We start from the raw sequence: 17850 nt of genomic DNA on the forward strand, positions 1-17850 counted from the left end.
TATTGGGGGTGACATGGGGTTGCTTGTTTTGCCTTATGTTGCTATCGTGCATTGTGCAATTTTTTACAGGTAAAAAGAACGTTAAACGCGATGATATTTACGGCGAATATATCATTGACCGTACGAAGTTTAAGGGCATGCAGGCAGACTGGCAATACAATCACTATAGCTTTGAAATTACCAAACAAAATAAATTCCTGTTTCACATTCTTCAAAACGGAGATGTCATTCATACCGATAGCGGTTCTGTGCGTTTTTTAGAATCATATGCAAGTCCCCGAATTATTATAACTGTCCCGACGCCCCGCAATCATATTATTAATGACACCCCTACACTTTACCGCGCACCATTTTCCTTTTATTATGTATTCCGCTCGCCAAAATTTGGGAGTGTCTTTTTTGTGAAGGACAAATGGAAGCCGTTAGATAAATAAATGCATTAATAAAACGTTCCAAATTGTAACTTTACAACATACAACAACAGGAGCCATGCCCGAGAAACGCATACCGATACTTAACCATCAGCAAATTCAGCAAAAGCTGGACCGTATTGCTTACCAGATATTAGAGGATAATTACGGTGAAACGGAACTGGTGATAGCCGGTATTTTGCCCCGTGGCAATTTCCTGGCGGCAAGGTTGAAGACGATACTGGAAGAGATCTCGCACTTTACCATCACCCTGATCACCATCGAAATAGAAAAGCAAAGCACCAGCCTGATTGCCAAAACGGATACAGGTTTGCAAATTTGCAGTAATAAAGTAGTGATATTGGTTGACGATGTTTTGAACAGCGGCAAAACCCTGTCTTACGGCTTCGGTGTTTTCCTGGATGTGCCTCTTAAAAAACTGCGTACGGTAGTACTGGTCGATCGTAATCACAAAAGCTTCCCCGTTACTACCGATTATGCCGGTATTGCGCTCTCTACCGTATTAAAGGAACATGTAGAGGTAGTACTAAGCGAAGATGGCGGCGAGGATGAGGTTTATTTGAGGTAGAACTTACCCCTTTGTCATTGCGAGGTACGAAGCAATCGCACACCCAAAGAGCCGCTCTGTATAGTTCGCGATTGCTTCGTACCTCGCAATGACAAGTTTTCTAATAAAAAGCGAAATCATGTGGGAATGCCCAAACTGCCACCAGCATTTTTACAATACTAACCAGTCCCACTCCTGCGGGGTATATTCGGTTGAGCAATTCCTGGCGGGCAAGACAGAACAATCGCAGGCCTTATTCCATGCTTTTCTTGTCGCTTATCAATCCATAGGTGATTATGAATTACATCCGGTAAAAACGCGGGTGGCCCTATTGGTGAAAATGCGGTTTGCATCTATCAATAAATTAGGCGCGGATTATTTGGACGGTCACCTGGTATTGGTTGAAGCGCATCCCGATGAGGCTGCATTTTATAAGATCGACAATTTGAATAACCGGTTTTTTGTGCACCATTTCAGGCTGTATCAAGCTGTTGATATCAGCACCGAGTTTAAAAAGTATATGGCTTTGGCTTATCGGGTTGGTTTGCGCGAGCATGTGAAATAACGGTATCTAAACATATCCATCAATACCGGGTTAAATAATAGTAAATCTGTATTTTTGCCCGTATATGACACGCTTATCCGTCAATATCAATAAAATAGCTACCCTGCGTAACTCGCGCGGTGGCAATAACCCCGATCTGGTACAGGTTGCCAGGGATTGCGAACGCTTTGGCGCGCAGGGGATTACCGTACACCCCCGGCCCGATGAACGGCATATCCGTTACCAGGATGTGTTCGACCTGAAAAAGATCGTCACCACCGAGTTTAATATTGAGGGCAATTGCCAGGAGCAAAAGTTTATTGATTTGGTGCTGGCCAATAAACCCGAACAGGTTACCCTGGTGCCCGATGTGCTGGGGCAGATCACCAGTAACCACGGCTGGGATACCATCGCCAATAAAAACTACCTGACGGATATGATCGGTGTGTTTAAAAAAGCCGGTATCCGTGTATCCATATTTGTTGACCCCGATATAAAAATGGTAGAAGGCGCCGCCGAAACAGGTACCGACCGTATTGAGCTATATACCGAAGGCTATGCCAGCCATTACCACCAGGGCAGGGAACTGGCTATTGCCCCCTACATTCATGCTGCCGAAGCTGCTCAGAAATTGGGATTAGGTTTAAACGCAGGGCACGACCTCGACCTGCATAACCTGCAATATTTTGCGCAGAACATTCCTGGTTTAATGGAAGTAAGCATTGGTCACGCTTTAATTAGCGATGCTTTGTATTATGGGTTAGAGAATACCATACAAATGTATTTGCACCAATTAACTTAACGGATAATAGTTATACTGCCTGATAGCAGGCCGCAACCCGAATTAAGGTTGATAATATAAAAATAAGTACCAACCGGCAGGTTTTTACCTTCATATCTGCCATCAAATGGCTGGGCGTAACCTGTCGATTCAAAAACCTTTTGCCCGGCGCGGGTAAACACCTGCACATTGGCTGCAGGGTAACTTTCAACCCCGGGGATTTTCCAGGTATCGTTGATGCCATCACCATTGGGCGAAAAAGCGTTGGGCATTTTTATGCCCGATAAACCACCCAGCACTATTTTAATTTCAGATCGGCTGCTTTCGCAGGTGCCAATATATTGGCTAACATAATAACTTGTTGCTGCCGTAACGTTAACTTTAAATTTGCCCGATTGCTCATCGCCAATTGGGCTAAGACTGTTTGCGCTATCATACAGGCGATAACCCCGCCCGGGCATCACATTGTTTATTGTCAGCAAAGCTTCGCCAGCACTGCATAATTGCAGGTCGGTTACCGCCGGGCCCGATAAAAGCAGGGGGGTATCATCAACAATGTATTGCCCCGTAAACAATCCGCAATCCGTTTGGTCGGTTACACTTAAAGTATAGGTCCCGGCACTTAAATTATCTATATCCGCGGTGGTAGCAATTGTGGCCCCGGCACTGTTTTTCCACGAAAAAATAAATGGGGGGCGGCCTCCTGTTAATCTTGTAATATGGATACTGCCTTTATTTTGCCCGCATCTATCGGCCGTGATATTTGTTGAAACTACATTTAAAGCAGGCACACGTATCAGGTTGGTAGTGAGTATTTGTTTTTCACATCCAAATTCATCTGCACCATATAAGGTATAGGTATTAACAGGCAAATTTTTAATGTTGAGAGTCGCGCCTACAGTTGCGCCCTGGGCGTTGGCCCACCTGTAGCTTACCGGCTGATCGTTTGCGGCGCTCATTACTACTTCAATATGCCCGTTGTCTAAATCGCAGGTAGCGTAGGTAGTTATGCTGCTGGTAAGCCTGTAAACTTTATTGTTAATATGTTTAACAATGCTGTATACCTGGCTCTGTTTTGAACAGGTATTATTAGATGCTACTAAACGATAATCGCCGGTTATAGCGGTTGTCAGATCGGCAGATATGCCAACTTCAACATTGGCAGCGTTAAACCATTGGTATTTTGTGGCCCCTGTTACCTTGATCCCTTTAACCGAGCCGGTACCATTGGCATCGCAGGCAACCGGCGATAATATAGCTGCAGATTCATCTATGGTTATTCCATTAACTTCGGGAATAGTAATGGCCGATGTATATACCGGGCCGCAGTTGGTGTCATCGGTAACCTGCAAGGTATAATTCCCTGCCGGCTGGTTAAATAAATCCTTTGTATTGCCTACCTGCGCCTGGGCGGCATTCTTCCATACATATTTTAAGGTGCCGGTACCCGTGGCGGTGATATTGGTGATACTGCCCTTGCTTTCGCCGCAATTGGTAGGGGTTATGACGAATGTGGATTGATCGATATTAGGACCGGTGGTATTGGTGAGGGTTACGGGGCCGTAGGTTTGTGTGCATTGATTTTTGTAGGTAATTTCAAGTTTATAGATGCCTGCATCGGCATTGGTGAGGTCAATTGAGGTGCTTTTAATGCTACCGTCTGCACTTTTCCATGCATAGGTATAAGCATTATAATCGCCTCTTGAATTTGCATCGCTTATCACGTCATTATTCTCTAAGTACAACCCGGTAATGCCCCCTTTTGAAGTGCAAGACGGGGGTGTTATATGTTTATTTTGATCATTGATTTTTGGGGTGGCATCAAAAATTTTAAATGTACGATCGGTTGAGCAGGATCCATTAAGCGCTGATAGCGTGTATGTACCGGGTTGTAGATTCTTAATCTCCGATTCAGTGCCAACAATATTTCCGTTTTGATTTTTCCATTGATAGCCACCGGTATTATGAAAAATTGTTCCGGTAATTGAACCCCCGGTTGTACAAGAAGAATGTAGAAGTGTTCCTCCCTGATAATCTGCGGCAGTAGTAAATAATGAGGTAAACCCGTTTAAAGTTGACGAAGCGATCACTCCTTTTTGTATGGCCCCATTGTATTGCCAGTTACCGGCCGCATCGGCATTAACCGTAGCAATATAAGTTAATGGCTGGCAGTATTGGCAGTCGTCATCCCAAAACAATTCTACCTTTGATAACGGCGTGGCAGTTCCGGATACGCTTGTCAGATTAATTTTTTTAATTTCAATCACAGGTAAATTTAATGGAGCTCCCAAATAAGGAATGCCGGGTATCCATGTTCGGGTGTCGTTAGTACAATAAATACTATTTCGTTGGATCAAAATAGATTTGCGGGAGAACAGATTTACAATGGCCCCATAAATGGTATTAGGCTCCCCTGCGTTTTCACCTCCCACAAGTATACGGTCTTCGGAGTTAAAGCCGAGCCACCCGGTAACAGCTTTTTGTTTATTTGGATACGCTTCATTATTTATTTGATTTCCATGAAAAATAATCTCACCTTTTATATCTATTGTAACAACACCGGGGTCTTGTATTTTATTGCCTATAATATTTATGGTATAAGGCATGATATAATTTTGCAAATAAGGGCCGGCACCAACGATATTTATTGTTCTTAAATTATTCGTATTTATTGCTGTTAATGGTGCATATTGTCCGTCAATATCATAGTTAAAGTAATTGTTGGTAATATTAATAACCGCAGCATGGCTATTATTTTGTATGGTGCCTTGGCATTCTATAGATGAGAGCATATTCCCAAAAATATTTCTTTGAGCGTTTGTGCCGCCAATGATTACAGTACCTGCACATCCGCTAAGGTCAATTCCGCCATTTAATACCGGCGGGTTTCCCCTATACGATTTACCATCCGGTTCAAACCCGAAAAAGTTAGAATAAATAGTCAAGTTTTCAACGCTGTTGGCAATTAAGTTGTTATTTTGATAATTGCCGAATGTGGATGAAATGGGATGAGTGTTATTTGCGAATACATTTCCTTTTCCCGGTGCTCCTATTTGTACATTTTTACAAGCATTCACATATATGGCCGATGATCCCTGAAATGGCAAATCGCCAATAAAATCTCTTATGTACAATCCGTACATTTCAAAGCCATTAACACTAAAAAGCATAAATGGAGAATAAACACTACGAGAGTTTGATGGTTGAATGGTGATTCTGGCATCGCTACGGCCTAAGCTACCACCCGGTTGTGTAGTCCCATCAATTATTAAATTTGATGAAACATAAGGCAACTGGCTTTGTAATGTTATCGTCCGCCCCGCCTCGCTCTGGTCGGCAATATTAAAGATAATCCTGTCCTGCGTCGCGCTCCCATTTGCAGCCGCGTCAATCAAAGCCTGCCGCAAAGTCCCCGGCCCGGCATCGGCATTACTGGTTACGGTAAAGTCGGTCGCCAGTGCGTGGTAGCTGATAAATTGAAGTAAAAACAGGAGTAAAATCTTTCTCACAAACGTCTTTCAGGTTTAGCGCCTCCAAAATAGTAATTTCCGCGGTAATTCCTTTGTCACTATTTGTTTACTGATTGTTAGTGATTTGTTAAAATAGTACCTTTGCGCCAACAAACAAGGGGACAATACTTTCATGACACTGAACACCGCTTACCAGGAAAAATTTCAATCGAGACATATCGCGCCAAACGAAGCTGACACGGCACAAATGCTGAAAACTGTTGGCGTAAATTCGCTTGACGAACTGATAGACCAAACTGTACCTGCCGGCATCAGGCTAAAAAAACCGCTTAACCTGCCACCGGCACTTAGCGAGTTTGATTACCTGAACAACCTGAAGCAAACCGCATCAAAAAACAAGGTATTTAAAAGCTATATAGGCCAGGGTTATCATGATGTAATTGTGCCGGGCGTAATCCAGCGCAATATTTTAGAGAACCCCGGATGGTATACCCAGTATACACCATACCAGGCCGAAATTGCACAAGGCCGTTTACAGGCCCTGCTGAATTTCCAAACCATGGTGATAGACCTTACCGGGATGGAAATAGCCAACGCGTCGTTATTAGACGAAGGTACCGCCGCCGCCGAGGCCATGTTTATGCAATACAGCCTGCGCAAAAACCAGCAGGCCAGTGTATTCTTTGTATCCGAAGAAGTATTGCCTCAAACCATCGATATTTTAAAAACCCGGTCCGAGCCTTACGGCATTACCCTGCAAATAGGCGACCACCGCACCGTTGAGCTGAACGAGAATATGTTTGGCGCCATTGTGCAATACCCGGCCGGCAATGGCACGGTTTATAACTATACCGATTTTGCTACCGCCGCCCATGCCAAAGGTATTAAGCTAACCGTAGTTGCCGATATCATGAGCCTGGTACTGCTTACCCCTCCGGGCGAGTGGGGTGCCGATATTGTGGTAGGTACATCGCAGCGCTTTGGCGTACCGATGGGCTTTGGAGGCCCGCACGCGGCATTTTTTGCCACTAAAGATGAATACAAACGCTCCATGCCGGGCCGGATTATTGGTGTAACCATTGATAGCGCGGGTAACTACGCCTTGCGTATGGCCTTGCAAACGCGCGAGCAGCACATCCGCCGCGATAAGGCTACCAGTAATATTTGTACCGCGCAGGCCCTGCTGGCTATTATGGCCGGTATGTATGCCGCTTATCATGGTCCGCAAGGTTTAAAACTGATTGCCGAGCGCATCCACGGGTTGGCTATTTTATTGAGCGAATCATTAGGTCAGCTGGGTTACGAACAGATCAACGATACTTATTTTGATACCGTACGTTTCGATTTGGGTACATTGATAGAGCCTATCCACGCCGAGGCTATTAATAACGAAGTTAACTTCCACTATAAAGGATCGGAAGTAAGCATCGCCATAGATGAAACTACATCGCCCGAGGATATCAAAACCATTGTGAAATTCTTTGCCCGTGTGAAAGGCAAAAGCATTAACGATGTGGATTTTGACGGCTTGCAAGCCAAATTACAAACCGTTATCCCGGCCGGACTGCAACGTACTTCGGCTTATTTGACCCACCCGGTATTTAACAGCCACCACAGCGAGCACGAAATGCTGCGCTATATTAAATCGCTGGAAACTAAGGACCTTTCGCTTTGCCACAGTATGATCGCTTTAGGATCATGTACCATGAAGCTGAACGCCACGACCGAAATGATACCCGTTACCTGGGCCGAGTTTAGCAAAATGCATCCTTTTGCGCCTGCCGACCAAACCGGCGGCTACATGCAATTATTTGACGAACTGAATAACTGGCTGAGCGAAATTACCGGCTTTGCCGCCATGAGCTTACAGCCAAACGCCGGCGCGCAAGGCGAATATGCCGGCCTGATGGTAATCCGCGCTTACCATCATGATAGGGGCGATCATCACCGTAATATCGCGCTGATCCCATCATCTGCACACGGTACCAACCCTGCTTCGGCAGCTATGGCGGGTATGAAGATAGTTGTGGTAAAATGCGATGAGAACGGTAACATCGACGTGGCCGATATGCGCGCCAAAGCCGAGCAATATAAAAACGAATTATCATGCCTGATGGTGACCTATCCGTCAACCCACGGCGTGTTTGAGGAATCGATCATCGAGATTTGCGAGATCATCCACCAAAACGGCGGACAGGTTTATATGGACGGCGCCAACATGAACGCACAGGTTGGTCTGACCAGTCCGGCCAATATTGGCGCCGATGTTTGCCACCTGAACCTGCATAAAACCTTCTGTATCCCGCACGGTGGTGGCGGCCCTGGTATGGGTCCAATTGGTGTGGCTAAGCACCTGGTGCCTTACCTGCCCGGCCACGCGGTAGTTAATATCGATCAGGGCAAATCTATCCCGGCTGTTTCGGCAGCGCCATGGGGCTCGGCTTCGATATTGATCATCTCGCACGCTTATATCGCTATGATGGGCGGCGAAGGCTTAACCGATGCTACCCGTTACGCCATCCTGAATGCCAACTATATTAAAACCCGCCTGCAGCATCATTACCCGGTATTATACACCGGCGCTAACGACCGCTGCGCGCACGAAATGATACTGGATTGCCGCGCCTTTAAAAACTTCGGCATAGAGGTGACGGACATTGCCAAGCGCTTAATGGATTATGGCTTCCATGCCCCAACGGTATCCTTCCCGGTTGCCGGTACTGTGATGGTTGAACCAACCGAATCGGAACCTAAGCACGAATTGGACCGTTTTTGCGATGCCATGATCGCCATCCGTCATGAAATTGACGATGTGGAGAAAGGCCTGTCGGATAAAATCAATAACCCGCTGAAAAACGCCCCGCATACCGTATCGGTAGTAACCGGTAACGATTGGGACCATCCCTACACCCGCCAAAAAGCAGCCTTCCCGCTGCCTTATGTAGCGGCCTACAAATTCTGGCCGTCGGTAGGCAGGGTTAACGATACCTACGGCGATAGGACATTGATCTGCTCGTGCCCGCCATTAAGCGATTACGAGTTTGAAGAAAGTGAAGTGACTACGCCTGAGTTTGGGACGTGATTTTTTGAGGTAAAAGGTTAAAGGCGAAAGCTGAAAGGTTTTTACCATGATATAGAAAGCCGGCTCATTTAAATGAGTCGGCTTTCCTTTTTTCTACATGCTGGCGCGAGTTTAAGGACTGGCTGGTGTGATGGATTAACTCGTGCCTAAGCATCGCGGAAGTTTAAAACTTCCGCGAATTACACTCACAGGTTACGCTGCGCTAAACCTGCGGGAGCATAAGCCTAAGGGCAACATACTTTGTCCTTTTAAGCAAAACTATTATTTTAGTACATGCTTTACCTCAAACCTTTACAATTAATTGCGCTCGGTATCGCGCTGATATGCTGTACCAAAGCCAATGGTCAATCCCGCGATTCGTTACATCGCCCTATCACTCAAAAATATTTATGCCTTATAGTTGGCGTTGCACATAACGAGGGTTGGGGCGGAGAGATAGGAGTATCTAAAATGTCTGTTGGTGCTGTCGGCCCGCATCCGTTTAGTTCAGGCTTGGCCGTTAGCAGCGAGTTTTACTTCGGGCCAAAACCTTTAGTGGTACCAAAGCTATCTGCCTGGTCGGCAGGCGGAATGGGTGGTTTAGCAATGGGTTTAAACCTTGCCGATTACACCGACTTCAGCCAGTCGAGCCTTGTCTTCAGGCCTGAGATTGGTTTTGGAATGGACTTTTTTAAGCTAACTTATGGCTATAATATCAAAATTACCAATACGGCTTTCGACAGGGTAAAACATGATGTGCTCAGTGTGAGCGTTAATTTTAAATTGCACAAGCGCAAGTAAATTACGTCCCCTGCTCCCGCGAGTTTAGCGTAACGTAACTCGTGGTTAAATTCGCTGAAGTCTCAGACTTCAGGTATCCCGGGCACATTTAATCCATCACACATTCCCGGCCCTTAAACTTGCGCCAGTGTTGGGGAGGGGAGTATTACCTATCCATAAGGCAGCCAGATCGCTATTAACGATATTGTTACGAACCGCATACGTTAAATTATTAACTTTGTAAGGCAGGACATTATAGGCTTGTTGGTGTGAAAAAAACTAAAAGAAATATCATTTACTCATGGCTGCTGCTGCTACTTTTTGCGGCGGGGCAGTATATGGTTTTCGCACACACCCATTATAAGCATGGCAGTATTGCTGTAACCGCAAAATGCAGCCTGCCGGTTGTAAAAGAGAAGTGCGATATCTGCGATATCATGCACCATACCCACATGCTGTTAAATCAGCATGTTTATTTTACCCCGGCGGTTGCTGTAAAATGCCATTACCAGTTCAGGCAATCAAATGTCGTACTTATCCAGCTTGTCCTTGCATCGGGCAGGGCGCCTCCTGTGGCTGTTTCATAATACCATACCCTTTTATTTTATTGTTTTTATGCTGCTGCTTTTGCACCGGCTTGTTTTAATTTAACTCATAATTATGAAATTGAAATTATTCGGCTTTGCGCTGATCCAACTGATATATATTACCGCCCATGCCGCCATAGGCATAACGGGCAAGGTGGTTGATGCCACTAATAAAATGACACTCCCGGGCGCAACCATTTCTATCCCCGACCTGAAGATCACTGCCGCTACCGATGCTAACGGTAACTTCGCCTTTAAATCGTTACCGGCTAAAGGCAAGCTGATGATGCAGGTGCAGTATGTAGGTTATAAAACCCTTACCCAGGTGGTTGATATGTCGTCCACAGCGCCCATTGTTTTTGAATTACAGCCTACCAGTATCGAAACCAAAGAAGTGGTAATTACCGGGACGCCCACCAGTGCAAACAATAAGCGCAACAGTACATCGGTATCTACGCTTAACCGCGATGAACTGCTAAGGCCGTCAACCAATTTAATTGACGCGATAGCCAAACAGGTGCCGGGTTTCTCGCAAATCACTACCGGGCCATCTATCTCCAAACCGGTTATTCGCGGCTTAAGTTATAACCGCGTGGTTACACTGGATGACGGTGTGAAACAACAAGGCCAGCAATTTGGCGACGAGCACGGGGTGGAGATAGACCAGTTTAAGATTGACCGTGTAGAAGTACTGAAAGGCGCGGCGTCGCTGATGTATGGATCGGACGCGTTGGGCGGTGTGCTTAACTTGCTGGAACCGCTTACCCCACCGGATGGCGAAGTGCGGGGCGAACTGGTATCCAACTATTCAACCAACAACGGTTTAAGCAGCAACTCGCTGATGCTGACCGGTAACCAGGACGGCTTTGTTTGGCGCGGGCGCGGATCGTACAAAAACGCTTACTCCTTTAATACACCAACCGGCTATTTCCCTAATTCGGGCTTTAACGAAACCGATTTAAACGGTATGCTGGGCGTTAATAAAAGCTGGGGTTACTCGCACTTAAACCTGTCGTACTTTAAAAACAATATTGGCTTTTATGATCCATTGTTTAACTCGGCCGGGCAATACGTGAACGACGATGGAGTAGCTTTTACCGATAAGGATTACCATAGCCGTACGCTGAATTTCCCGCGACAGGATATCCGTCACTATAAAATATCGCTTGATAATAACTTTGTTTTAAACTCGGGCTCGCTAAAAGTAAACCTGGGTTATCAGAAAAACCAGCGCCGCGAACTGGACAGTCCTACTCCGGCACTGTTTTTTGATTTAAACACCTACTCGGGCGATGTAAAGTATTATGTAAATGGCAGCAATGGCTGGGAGCCTGTATTTGGCATCAGCGCCGATGCTGGCCATAGCGTAAACAAAGGGACCGAATTTTTGATCCCCGCTTACGATACTTACGGCGGCGGCGCTTTTGGCTATGTTAAAAAGAACTGGGATAAAAGCACCTTCAACTTCGGGTTGCGGTATGATTATCGGGAGAATAAAGGAAAGGGGTTAACCGAAGGGAGCACCGTAAGGTTTGCGCCTTTTACCAATACTTCATCAAACCTGAGTACAGCCCTAGGCTTTACACATGAGTTTACTGATCAGTTAAGCTTTAAGGCTAATGCCGGTACCGCTTTCAGGGCGCCTAATACGGCCGAATTGGGATCAAACGGTGTGCATGAGGGTACTTTCCGTTACGAAGTAGGCAACCCGGATTTAAAGCCCGAGCGCAGTTATCAGTCGGACGCGGCTTTGCAGTTTGATAACCACACCATATCGGCCAGTTTAGGGATCTATAACAATTACATCCACAACTTTATTTATGCCGCTAATACCAAAGGCGATAATATAACGGTGACAGATGATAATGGCGACCCGCAGGTTTACCCGGTATACCGCTATACCCAGGTGAATGCCAACCTTTATGGTGTAGAAGCCAGTTTAACACTGCACCCTGTTAGTTATATCCATATAGATAATACCTTTGGTTATACCCACGCGCAAAACACTACATTGGATAGGCCGCTATCATTTATCCCGGCAGGCAACATGCACAACACTATCCGGCTGGAGCCAACCATTGGTAAGCTGAAAGAAAGCTATCTCTCTTTTGGACTGGATAATTATTTTGCTCAAAACAGGTTTGACCCTGCCTTTGAAACACCCACCGGCGCTTATACGCTCATTAACGCATCGGTTGGTACCACCGTTGTTGTTGGCAAGCAAAAGATAAAAGTTTATGTATCGGGCAATAACTTAGCCGATAAAAAGTATTACGATGCGCTAAGTCGCCTTAAACCCGGCCGCCTTGATCAAACCGACCCGACACTGGGTGTTTACAACCCTGGCCGTAATATTACTTTTGGCTTAAGCATACCTTTTGTGCTGGCTAAAATGAATTAATATATATTGCTAAGGAACATTTAGACCCGGGGTTTTTCGAAACTTCGGGTCTTTTTTATAAAACAATATTTGGATCTGCTTTATTCCCTTATTTTTGCCGCCGATAACACTTACGCGTTTTGGATAAAAAATTAAAGGTTTGCCTTACCCCGGCTTTGATACATTTATACGATGTGGAAAATTACATAGTAGTAATTGTTGATATTTTCAGGGCCACATCATCTATTTGCTATGGTATTGAAAACGGTGCCGAAGCTATTATCCCGGTAGCGGAAGTAGAGGAGTGCCTGGCTTATAAAGAACATAACCCCGGTTATTTATTAGCCGCCGAGCGTAACGGCGAAGTGGTACAGGGTTTTGATTTTGGCAATTCGCCCTTCTCCTACACAGCCGAAAAGGTATCAGGTAAAACCGTAGTGTTAACCACTACAAACGGCACCCAGGCTTTATATTTATCGCGTAAAGCTAAACAAATTGTTATCGGCTCGTTTTTAAATCTTACAGCTTTATGCAGCTGGTTAAAAACTACTAATCAAAGTATTTTGCTGGTATGTGCCGGCTGGAAATACAACTTCAATTTAGAGGATACCTTATTTGCGGGGGCCGTAATTGAGCAATTAAAAACAGACGGCTATCAGCTGGATGATCCGGCTATCGCCGCTAATGACCTGTACCAGTTAGGCAAGGATGATATTTCGGTTTACCTGAAAAAAACATCGCATAGCGAAAGGCTGAAACAATTGGGTATTGAAGAAGATATTGCGTTTTGTTTAAATACCGATACCACCAAAGCTATCCCGGTATTGCAGGGCAATAAGCTGGTTAAGCTTGTTGTTTAGTTTTAGTTATCAGATTTTATAACCTCTAACTTATTGTCGTTGTTACTTTCGGTTTTGGGTGAACCGTAAACGTAAGTTTTTTTGTTGCAGTATCCACATTTGTACCTCCGTATGGGTAGCCAAAACAAAAAAGTTTTTACCAAAAATGCCCTGGGCGTTCGGTACTCCAGGTTCCCCTTGTCGCATTTGGGGCATTTTCTTTTAGTGACAGACGCTTCCATTTTTTTATCTTTTAGTATATTCCTAATAGTTGTATTATCCAATAGTTTAAATATACTATCAAATGCATGTATTTACCAGGGCCGCCCGTGGACAAATCGGGGACTTATTTTACAAAAAGGTGCTATATGGCAATTATAAACAGGCAATAGCCTGCTCAATGTCGGTTTCAGGCGATAGTTGCATCTTTTTGCGCAACCGCTGTTTTGATTTTTTAATGCCCTCAATGGTAATACCAAGCATATTGGACATTTCGCGGTTGTTAAGCCCCAGCTTTATGAGAGATAACAACCGCATATCGGTATCGGTTAAGTAGGGGAAACTACTGCGTAGCTTGCTGAAAAACCCACCATGCACTTTGGTGAAAAGCTTTTTAAACTCGTTCCAGCTATCATCCGTCATAATGTGGGCCTGCATCAGTTTCTCCAGGTGTTCGGCACCGTTACGATCTGTTGATTGTGCTTTAAAGAGTTCTATTTCGGCTTTAAATTTTTCAATCAAGGCATTGTTTTGCTTTAGGTTTTCGGTGTATAATTGTAATGACTCGGCTGCATTTTTCAATTTCTCATCTACGCGTTTTTTCCGGATCATCAGCATTTCCTGGTCTCTTTTCGCGTCCAGACGGAAACGGTTAAATACCAGGATAAAAATAATAATGAGCAGGAAAAGTATAAAAATAACGGTATTGCGCTTAAACGCTTCCACATCCGCGCGGGTTTTAAGCTGCCCGATCTGGCTACTGTACTTTTCGGCTTCCCATTTTAATTTAACACGTTCAAGCTCGCCTATATTATCTCGTTTAGCTAAACTATCGCGGCTTGCCATGTATTTTGTGTGAAATACAAAGGCATCCTTATAGTTCCCGGTTTTTTCGGCCAATGCGCTGCGCTGTTTGTAAATTTCGGTCATCGCGCTCAAAATGTCCTCTTTTGAACCGGTGATCATCATCTCGGCCGAATCTATACGGGCCGAAGCCTGCGCAAGCTGGTTATAATAAAGATTAATGTGACTAAGCCGCAGCAGCGATTTGGCGGCATTAACAAACTGGGTATATTGTATACAGGCCTGGTAATCAAACAACAGGTTGGGTATAGCTTTGGCGTAATCGCCTTTCATAAAATATACCGAACCAATATTACCGGTACTTATCGCTATCCAGGCTGTATCCTTATGGGCTTTGGCTATGTTTAAGGCTTTGTTAAAATAGTTTATAGCTTGCTGATAGTTGTGGTAATTGCGGTAAATAAGCCCAATGGTGGTGGTTAAGTTTATGCGGATACGTATTTGGTTGATAGGGTATTTTAAGGCCTCCTGCAACAGTGGCTTCGATGCTTCATAATCGCGCAGGGCATAATAAAACTGTGCCTGCTCGGCCAGGTAACGTGAGGCATCGGGCACATGGCCGAAACCTATTTGCCTGAATTTATCCATAGCCTGTAAAAAGTATTGGCAGGCCTGGCTGTTATGATTAAACGTAAAAAAATACAGTCCTTTTTTATGCAGGTATATGGCAGTTTCCAAAGGCATCTCATGCGCTATGGCATAGTCGATAGCTTTTTGATGATACGATATGCTTAATTGGTTATAACCACGGTTTACCGAATAATAATCGGCCCGCATCAGGTAAACACTGCCCTCCAATGCCTGGTCATTTAGTTGCCGGGCCATTAATTGCAGGCTATCCAGCACAGCCATAGTTTCAGGTTCGGCTAAATTGCGATAATGATCTTTATAAAGATTAGTAGCCTTTTCTGCCCTTTGTGTTTCGGGTACAGTACGGAGTGGTTTAAAAATGGAAAATAGCGTTGAGCGATGATCGGGGGTTGAAAAACAAAACGCGTAATTACTTACAAACGCCAAAAAAAACACGCATAGCCATTGCGTAAGCAACCTGCGGAGCTTGTTATCCAAAAAATGATCAATCAGGGGCATATCATATATGGCTATACAAATATGATGAAGTATTATCTTCTTTTATAACCAATTGTAATATTTTTTACTAATAAGAAAGAATAGGAGATAGGGCCCTGTAATATTACTTAAAAATTTGTAATAATAGCTTAAACTTTATCTATTCTTATCCAGGGCATTCCTGCGGCTTTAGCCGATGCAACACCGGGATTGCCATCCTCAAAAACCAGGCATTCGGCAGGTTGTACGCCTAATTTTTGGGCAGCTAACAAAAACGGATCGGGGAAGGGTTTGCCATTGGGGGTATCGCCGGCACAAACCAGCACCTCAACCAGATCGGCTATGCCCAGCACCTGCAGGGTTTTGGTAATGGCCTCGCGGCTGCCGCCGGATACAACGCCTATTTTAACTTTACCGGCATGGGCAATCAGGTGGTCGGTTACGTATTCAATGGGTTTTATGCGCTCAATATACTCGTCGTAAAATAGTTTGTATTTAGCGGCGGCAAATTCGTCGGGGTCAAAATTGCCGTTATACCGTTTATTGATCTCTTTTACCACCTCGGGGATAGGCCAGCCGGCCAGCTCATCAATCATTGCGCCATCAATATGGATACCGCCATTAGCTGCAATGCGCACATAGGTATCGGTATGGGCGGGCATATTATCGGCCAGGGTACCATCGCAATCATACAAAAAGGCTTTATAATCGCCGCGACTTAGTTCCAGTAGTTTTTTAAATTTCGCGTTATCAGCAGCCATTATAATTAAATATGATCGGGTGTAAAATTAATAGTCTTGCTCGGGTCAAATAATACATAAGCCCGTTTCCAGGGCTCATCGCTCAGCATTTGCCATTTGTGGCCGCTGCCTGTGGTATCCAGGGCAATTAAAACCTCGCCGGGATGCAATGTAAATTCCTCGCCGGTAAATGTGGTAAATTTAAGCGTCCCGGTCAGGCAAATTACATATTGGTTTGCAGGGGCGGTATGCCAATCAAAAAAGGTATGCGGTGCTGTTTCCTGAAAACGGATGCTTGCCCCATCGGTAAATACGCCTTCGGTTAAATGCCCGCTTTGCACATGCGAGTGCCCGTCGGCTCCGGTGCTTAACAAATAGGCTTTTATCATTGCCGCAAAAATAGGGAATTGCGGGTAAAAGCAATGTCAATTTCGGATAATGGTATGGTGGTAATTTAACCACAAAGTTCACAAAGATTTTTTCACAAAGGGCACAAAGCTTTTGTATCCAGTATTTATTAAAGAAATCTTTGTGCTCTTTGTGTTAATCAACGCGTGCTATTTCTTAGTGCCCTTTGTGGTTAAATCGCCACCTTACAAATAGGAATTAATAAAAAAGGCTTAATTCTGCTTGGTCATCATTTCGGTAAAGCTGCGGGCAGCGTTCGTAAATTCAGACGGGATCAGCATAATGGTAGTGGTATTGTTATCGATACCAATTTCCGATAGCATCTGCATCCGCCTTAACTCCAGCGCTATCGGGCTGCCTTCCATTTGTTTGGCACCCTGGGTAAGTTTAATGGAAGCTTCCAGCTCGGCTTCGGCTTTAATAATACGTGCGCGCTTTTCGCGGATGGCTTCGGCTTCGCGGGCCATGGCGCGCTGCATGCTTTCGGGGATCTCCACATCCTTCATTTCCACCATCTCAATTTTAATCCCCCACGATTCGGTTGCCGCGTCCACAATTTTTTGCAGGGTGGCGTTAATAGTTTCGCGCTCGCGCAGCACCTCATCCAGCAGGTGCTGACCAATAATATTACGCAATGCCGTAACCGAAAACTGGTAAACCGCCTGGTTATAGTTGGCTACCTTAATAATGGCATCTTCGGGGTTGGTTACCTTAAACCAAAGCACCGCGTTCACCTTAATGGTTACACTGTCTTTAGTAATGGTTTCCTGCTGCTCCAAATCAACGGTGCGCGTACGGATATCCACTTTCATCTGGGTATCGATAAAGGGGATGATAAAATACAGTCCGGGCCCCTTGGTAGCATGGTAGCGCCCTAAACGGAAAACAATGGCACGTTGATACTCCTGGGCAATACGCACGCCCATAGCCAATAAAACGATCGCAATAAATGCAATAACAGATAAGATCATGATTTTTATGTTTTAAGTGATTTTTTTAATCGCCTGCCTGTTGATTCCGGGAGGATTTAGACGTCGGGGAAAGGTTCACCGGTACGCGATTGTTGAGTAAATGTAGATACGGGCAGCATACGGTGCAAATTTATTTTCGTAATCAGCACAGTTGCAGCAC

14 protein-coding genes are annotated in these 17850 nt (G+C 44.9%); 9 read left to right on the plus strand and 5 right to left on the minus strand.

Translation table 11 applies throughout. The features are described 5' to 3' along the window. Positions 1–35 precede the first annotated feature (35 nt). The 4 genes from AC07M6_RS17190 (at position 36) to AC07M6_RS17205 (ending at position 2324) form a co-directional block, all read left to right on the plus strand. Positions 36–434, plus strand: coding sequence for a hypothetical protein (locus AC07M6_RS17190; protein ID WP_494891518.1), 399 nt, complete (start codon positions 36–38; stop codon positions 432–434). 55 nt (positions 435–489) lie between these two features. Beyond that, positions 490–999: a phosphoribosyltransferase family protein gene (locus tag AC07M6_RS17195; RefSeq protein WP_494891520.1), complete on the plus strand. Its 510-nt coding sequence runs from the start codon at positions 490–492 to the stop codon at positions 997–999. Positions 1000–1087: 88 nt separating this feature from the next. Further along, a complete protein-coding gene (locus tag AC07M6_RS17200; RefSeq protein ID WP_494891522.1) occupies positions 1088–1543 on the plus strand; it encodes a hypothetical protein in 456 nt (151 codons plus the stop codon). A gap of 64 nt (positions 1544–1607) precedes the next feature. Next, the gene (locus AC07M6_RS17205; RefSeq protein ID WP_494891524.1) at positions 1608–2324 is read left to right on the plus strand and encodes a pyridoxine 5'-phosphate synthase; all 717 of its coding nucleotides are present in this window, start codon (positions 1608–1610) and stop codon (positions 2322–2324) included. Here AC07M6_RS17205 and AC07M6_RS17210 read toward each other — a convergent pair. After that, positions 2321–5812, minus strand: coding sequence for a T9SS type B sorting domain-containing protein (locus tag AC07M6_RS17210; protein WP_494891526.1), 3492 nt, complete (start codon positions 5810–5812; stop codon positions 2321–2323). The genes AC07M6_RS17205 and AC07M6_RS17210 overlap by 4 nt on opposite strands. A 133-nt stretch (positions 5813–5945) precedes the next feature. Between AC07M6_RS17210 and gcvP the strand changes: the two genes are divergently transcribed. The 5 genes from gcvP (at position 5946) to AC07M6_RS17235 (ending at position 13441) form a co-directional block, all read left to right on the plus strand. Beyond that, positions 5946–8855: an aminomethyl-transferring glycine dehydrogenase gene (gene gcvP / locus AC07M6_RS17215; protein ID WP_494891528.1), complete on the plus strand. Its 2910-nt coding sequence runs from the start codon at positions 5946–5948 to the stop codon at positions 8853–8855. 273 nt (positions 8856–9128) lie between these two features. Further along, complete coding sequence (locus tag AC07M6_RS17220) at positions 9129–9635, plus strand: hypothetical protein (RefSeq protein ID WP_494891530.1); 507 nt, start codon at positions 9129–9131, stop codon at positions 9633–9635. A 248-nt stretch (positions 9636–9883) separates the two neighbouring features. Continuing rightward, entirely contained in the window at positions 9884–10201 is a 318-nt protein-coding gene (locus AC07M6_RS17225; protein WP_494891532.1) for a hypothetical protein, read from the plus strand. Positions 10202–10274: 73 nt separating this feature from the next. Beyond that, positions 10275–12602 carry a TonB-dependent receptor gene (locus AC07M6_RS17230; RefSeq protein WP_494891533.1) on the plus strand — a complete coding sequence of 776 codons (2328 nt, stop codon included), beginning with the start codon at positions 10275–10277 and terminating at the stop codon, positions 12600–12602. A gap of 119 nt (positions 12603–12721) precedes the next feature. Beyond that, positions 12722–13441: a 2-phosphosulfolactate phosphatase gene (locus tag AC07M6_RS17235; RefSeq protein WP_494891534.1), complete on the plus strand. Its 720-nt coding sequence runs from the start codon at positions 12722–12724 to the stop codon at positions 13439–13441. A gap of 354 nt (positions 13442–13795) precedes the next feature. Here the strand turns inward: AC07M6_RS17235 and AC07M6_RS17240 are convergent, their stop codons facing one another. The 4 genes from AC07M6_RS17240 to AC07M6_RS17255 all read right to left on the minus strand — a co-directional run bounded on the left by AC07M6_RS17240 (position 13796) and on the right by AC07M6_RS17255 (position 17690). Beyond that, entirely contained in the window at positions 13796–15592 is a 1797-nt protein-coding gene (locus AC07M6_RS17240; protein WP_494891535.1) for a tetratricopeptide repeat protein, read from the minus strand. Between the two features lie 128 nt (positions 15593–15720). Further along, positions 15721–16332, minus strand: a complete 612-nt coding sequence (locus tag AC07M6_RS17245) for an HAD family hydrolase (RefSeq protein ID WP_494891537.1) — start codon at positions 16330–16332, stop codon at positions 15721–15723. A gap of 5 nt (positions 16333–16337) precedes the next feature. Beyond that, positions 16338–16700 carry a cupin domain-containing protein gene (locus tag AC07M6_RS17250; RefSeq protein WP_494891538.1) on the minus strand — a complete coding sequence of 121 codons (363 nt, stop codon included), beginning with the start codon at positions 16698–16700 and terminating at the stop codon, positions 16338–16340. A 231-nt stretch (positions 16701–16931) separates the two neighbouring features. After that, positions 16932–17690 carry a slipin family protein gene (locus AC07M6_RS17255; protein ID WP_494891539.1) on the minus strand — a complete coding sequence of 253 codons (759 nt, stop codon included), beginning with the start codon at positions 17688–17690 and terminating at the stop codon, positions 16932–16934. Positions 17691–17850: the final 160 nt, after the last annotated feature.

The organism is Mucilaginibacter sp. GW821-FHT07H05 (assembly GCF_059418485.1).

What these genes read in the sequence shown, in the direction of transcription:
- AC07M6_RS17190 (WP_494891518.1), top strand. Translation starts at nt 36, where the DNA reads ATGTTGCTATCGTGCATTGTGCAATTTTTTACAGGTAAAAAGAACGTT.
- AC07M6_RS17195 (WP_494891520.1), top strand. Translation starts at nt 490, where the DNA reads ATGCCCGAGAAACGCATACCGATACTTAACCATCAGCAAATTCAGCAA.
- AC07M6_RS17200 (WP_494891522.1), top strand. Translation starts at nt 1,088, where the DNA reads ATGACAAGTTTTCTAATAAAAAGCGAAATCATGTGGGAATGCCCAAAC.
- AC07M6_RS17205 (WP_494891524.1), top strand. Translation starts at nt 1,608, where the DNA reads ATGACACGCTTATCCGTCAATATCAATAAAATAGCTACCCTGCGTAAC.
- gcvP (WP_494891528.1), top strand. Translation starts at nt 5,946, where the DNA reads ATGACACTGAACACCGCTTACCAGGAAAAATTTCAATCGAGACATATC.
- AC07M6_RS17220 (WP_494891530.1), top strand. Translation starts at nt 9,129, where the DNA reads ATGCTTTACCTCAAACCTTTACAATTAATTGCGCTCGGTATCGCGCTG.
- AC07M6_RS17230 (WP_494891533.1), top strand. Translation starts at nt 10,275, where the DNA reads ATGAAATTGAAATTATTCGGCTTTGCGCTGATCCAACTGATATATATT.
- AC07M6_RS17240 (WP_494891535.1), bottom strand. Translation starts at nt 15,592, where the DNA reads ATGCCCCTGATTGATCATTTTTTGGATAACAAGCTCCGCAGGTTGCTT.
- AC07M6_RS17245 (WP_494891537.1), bottom strand. Translation starts at nt 16,332, where the DNA reads ATGGCTGCTGATAACGCGAAATTTAAAAAACTACTGGAACTAAGTCGC.
- AC07M6_RS17250 (WP_494891538.1), bottom strand. Translation starts at nt 16,700, where the DNA reads ATGATAAAAGCCTATTTGTTAAGCACCGGAGCCGACGGGCACTCGCAT.
- AC07M6_RS17255 (WP_494891539.1), bottom strand. Translation starts at nt 17,690, where the DNA reads ATGATCTTATCTGTTATTGCATTTATTGCGATCGTTTTATTGGCTATG.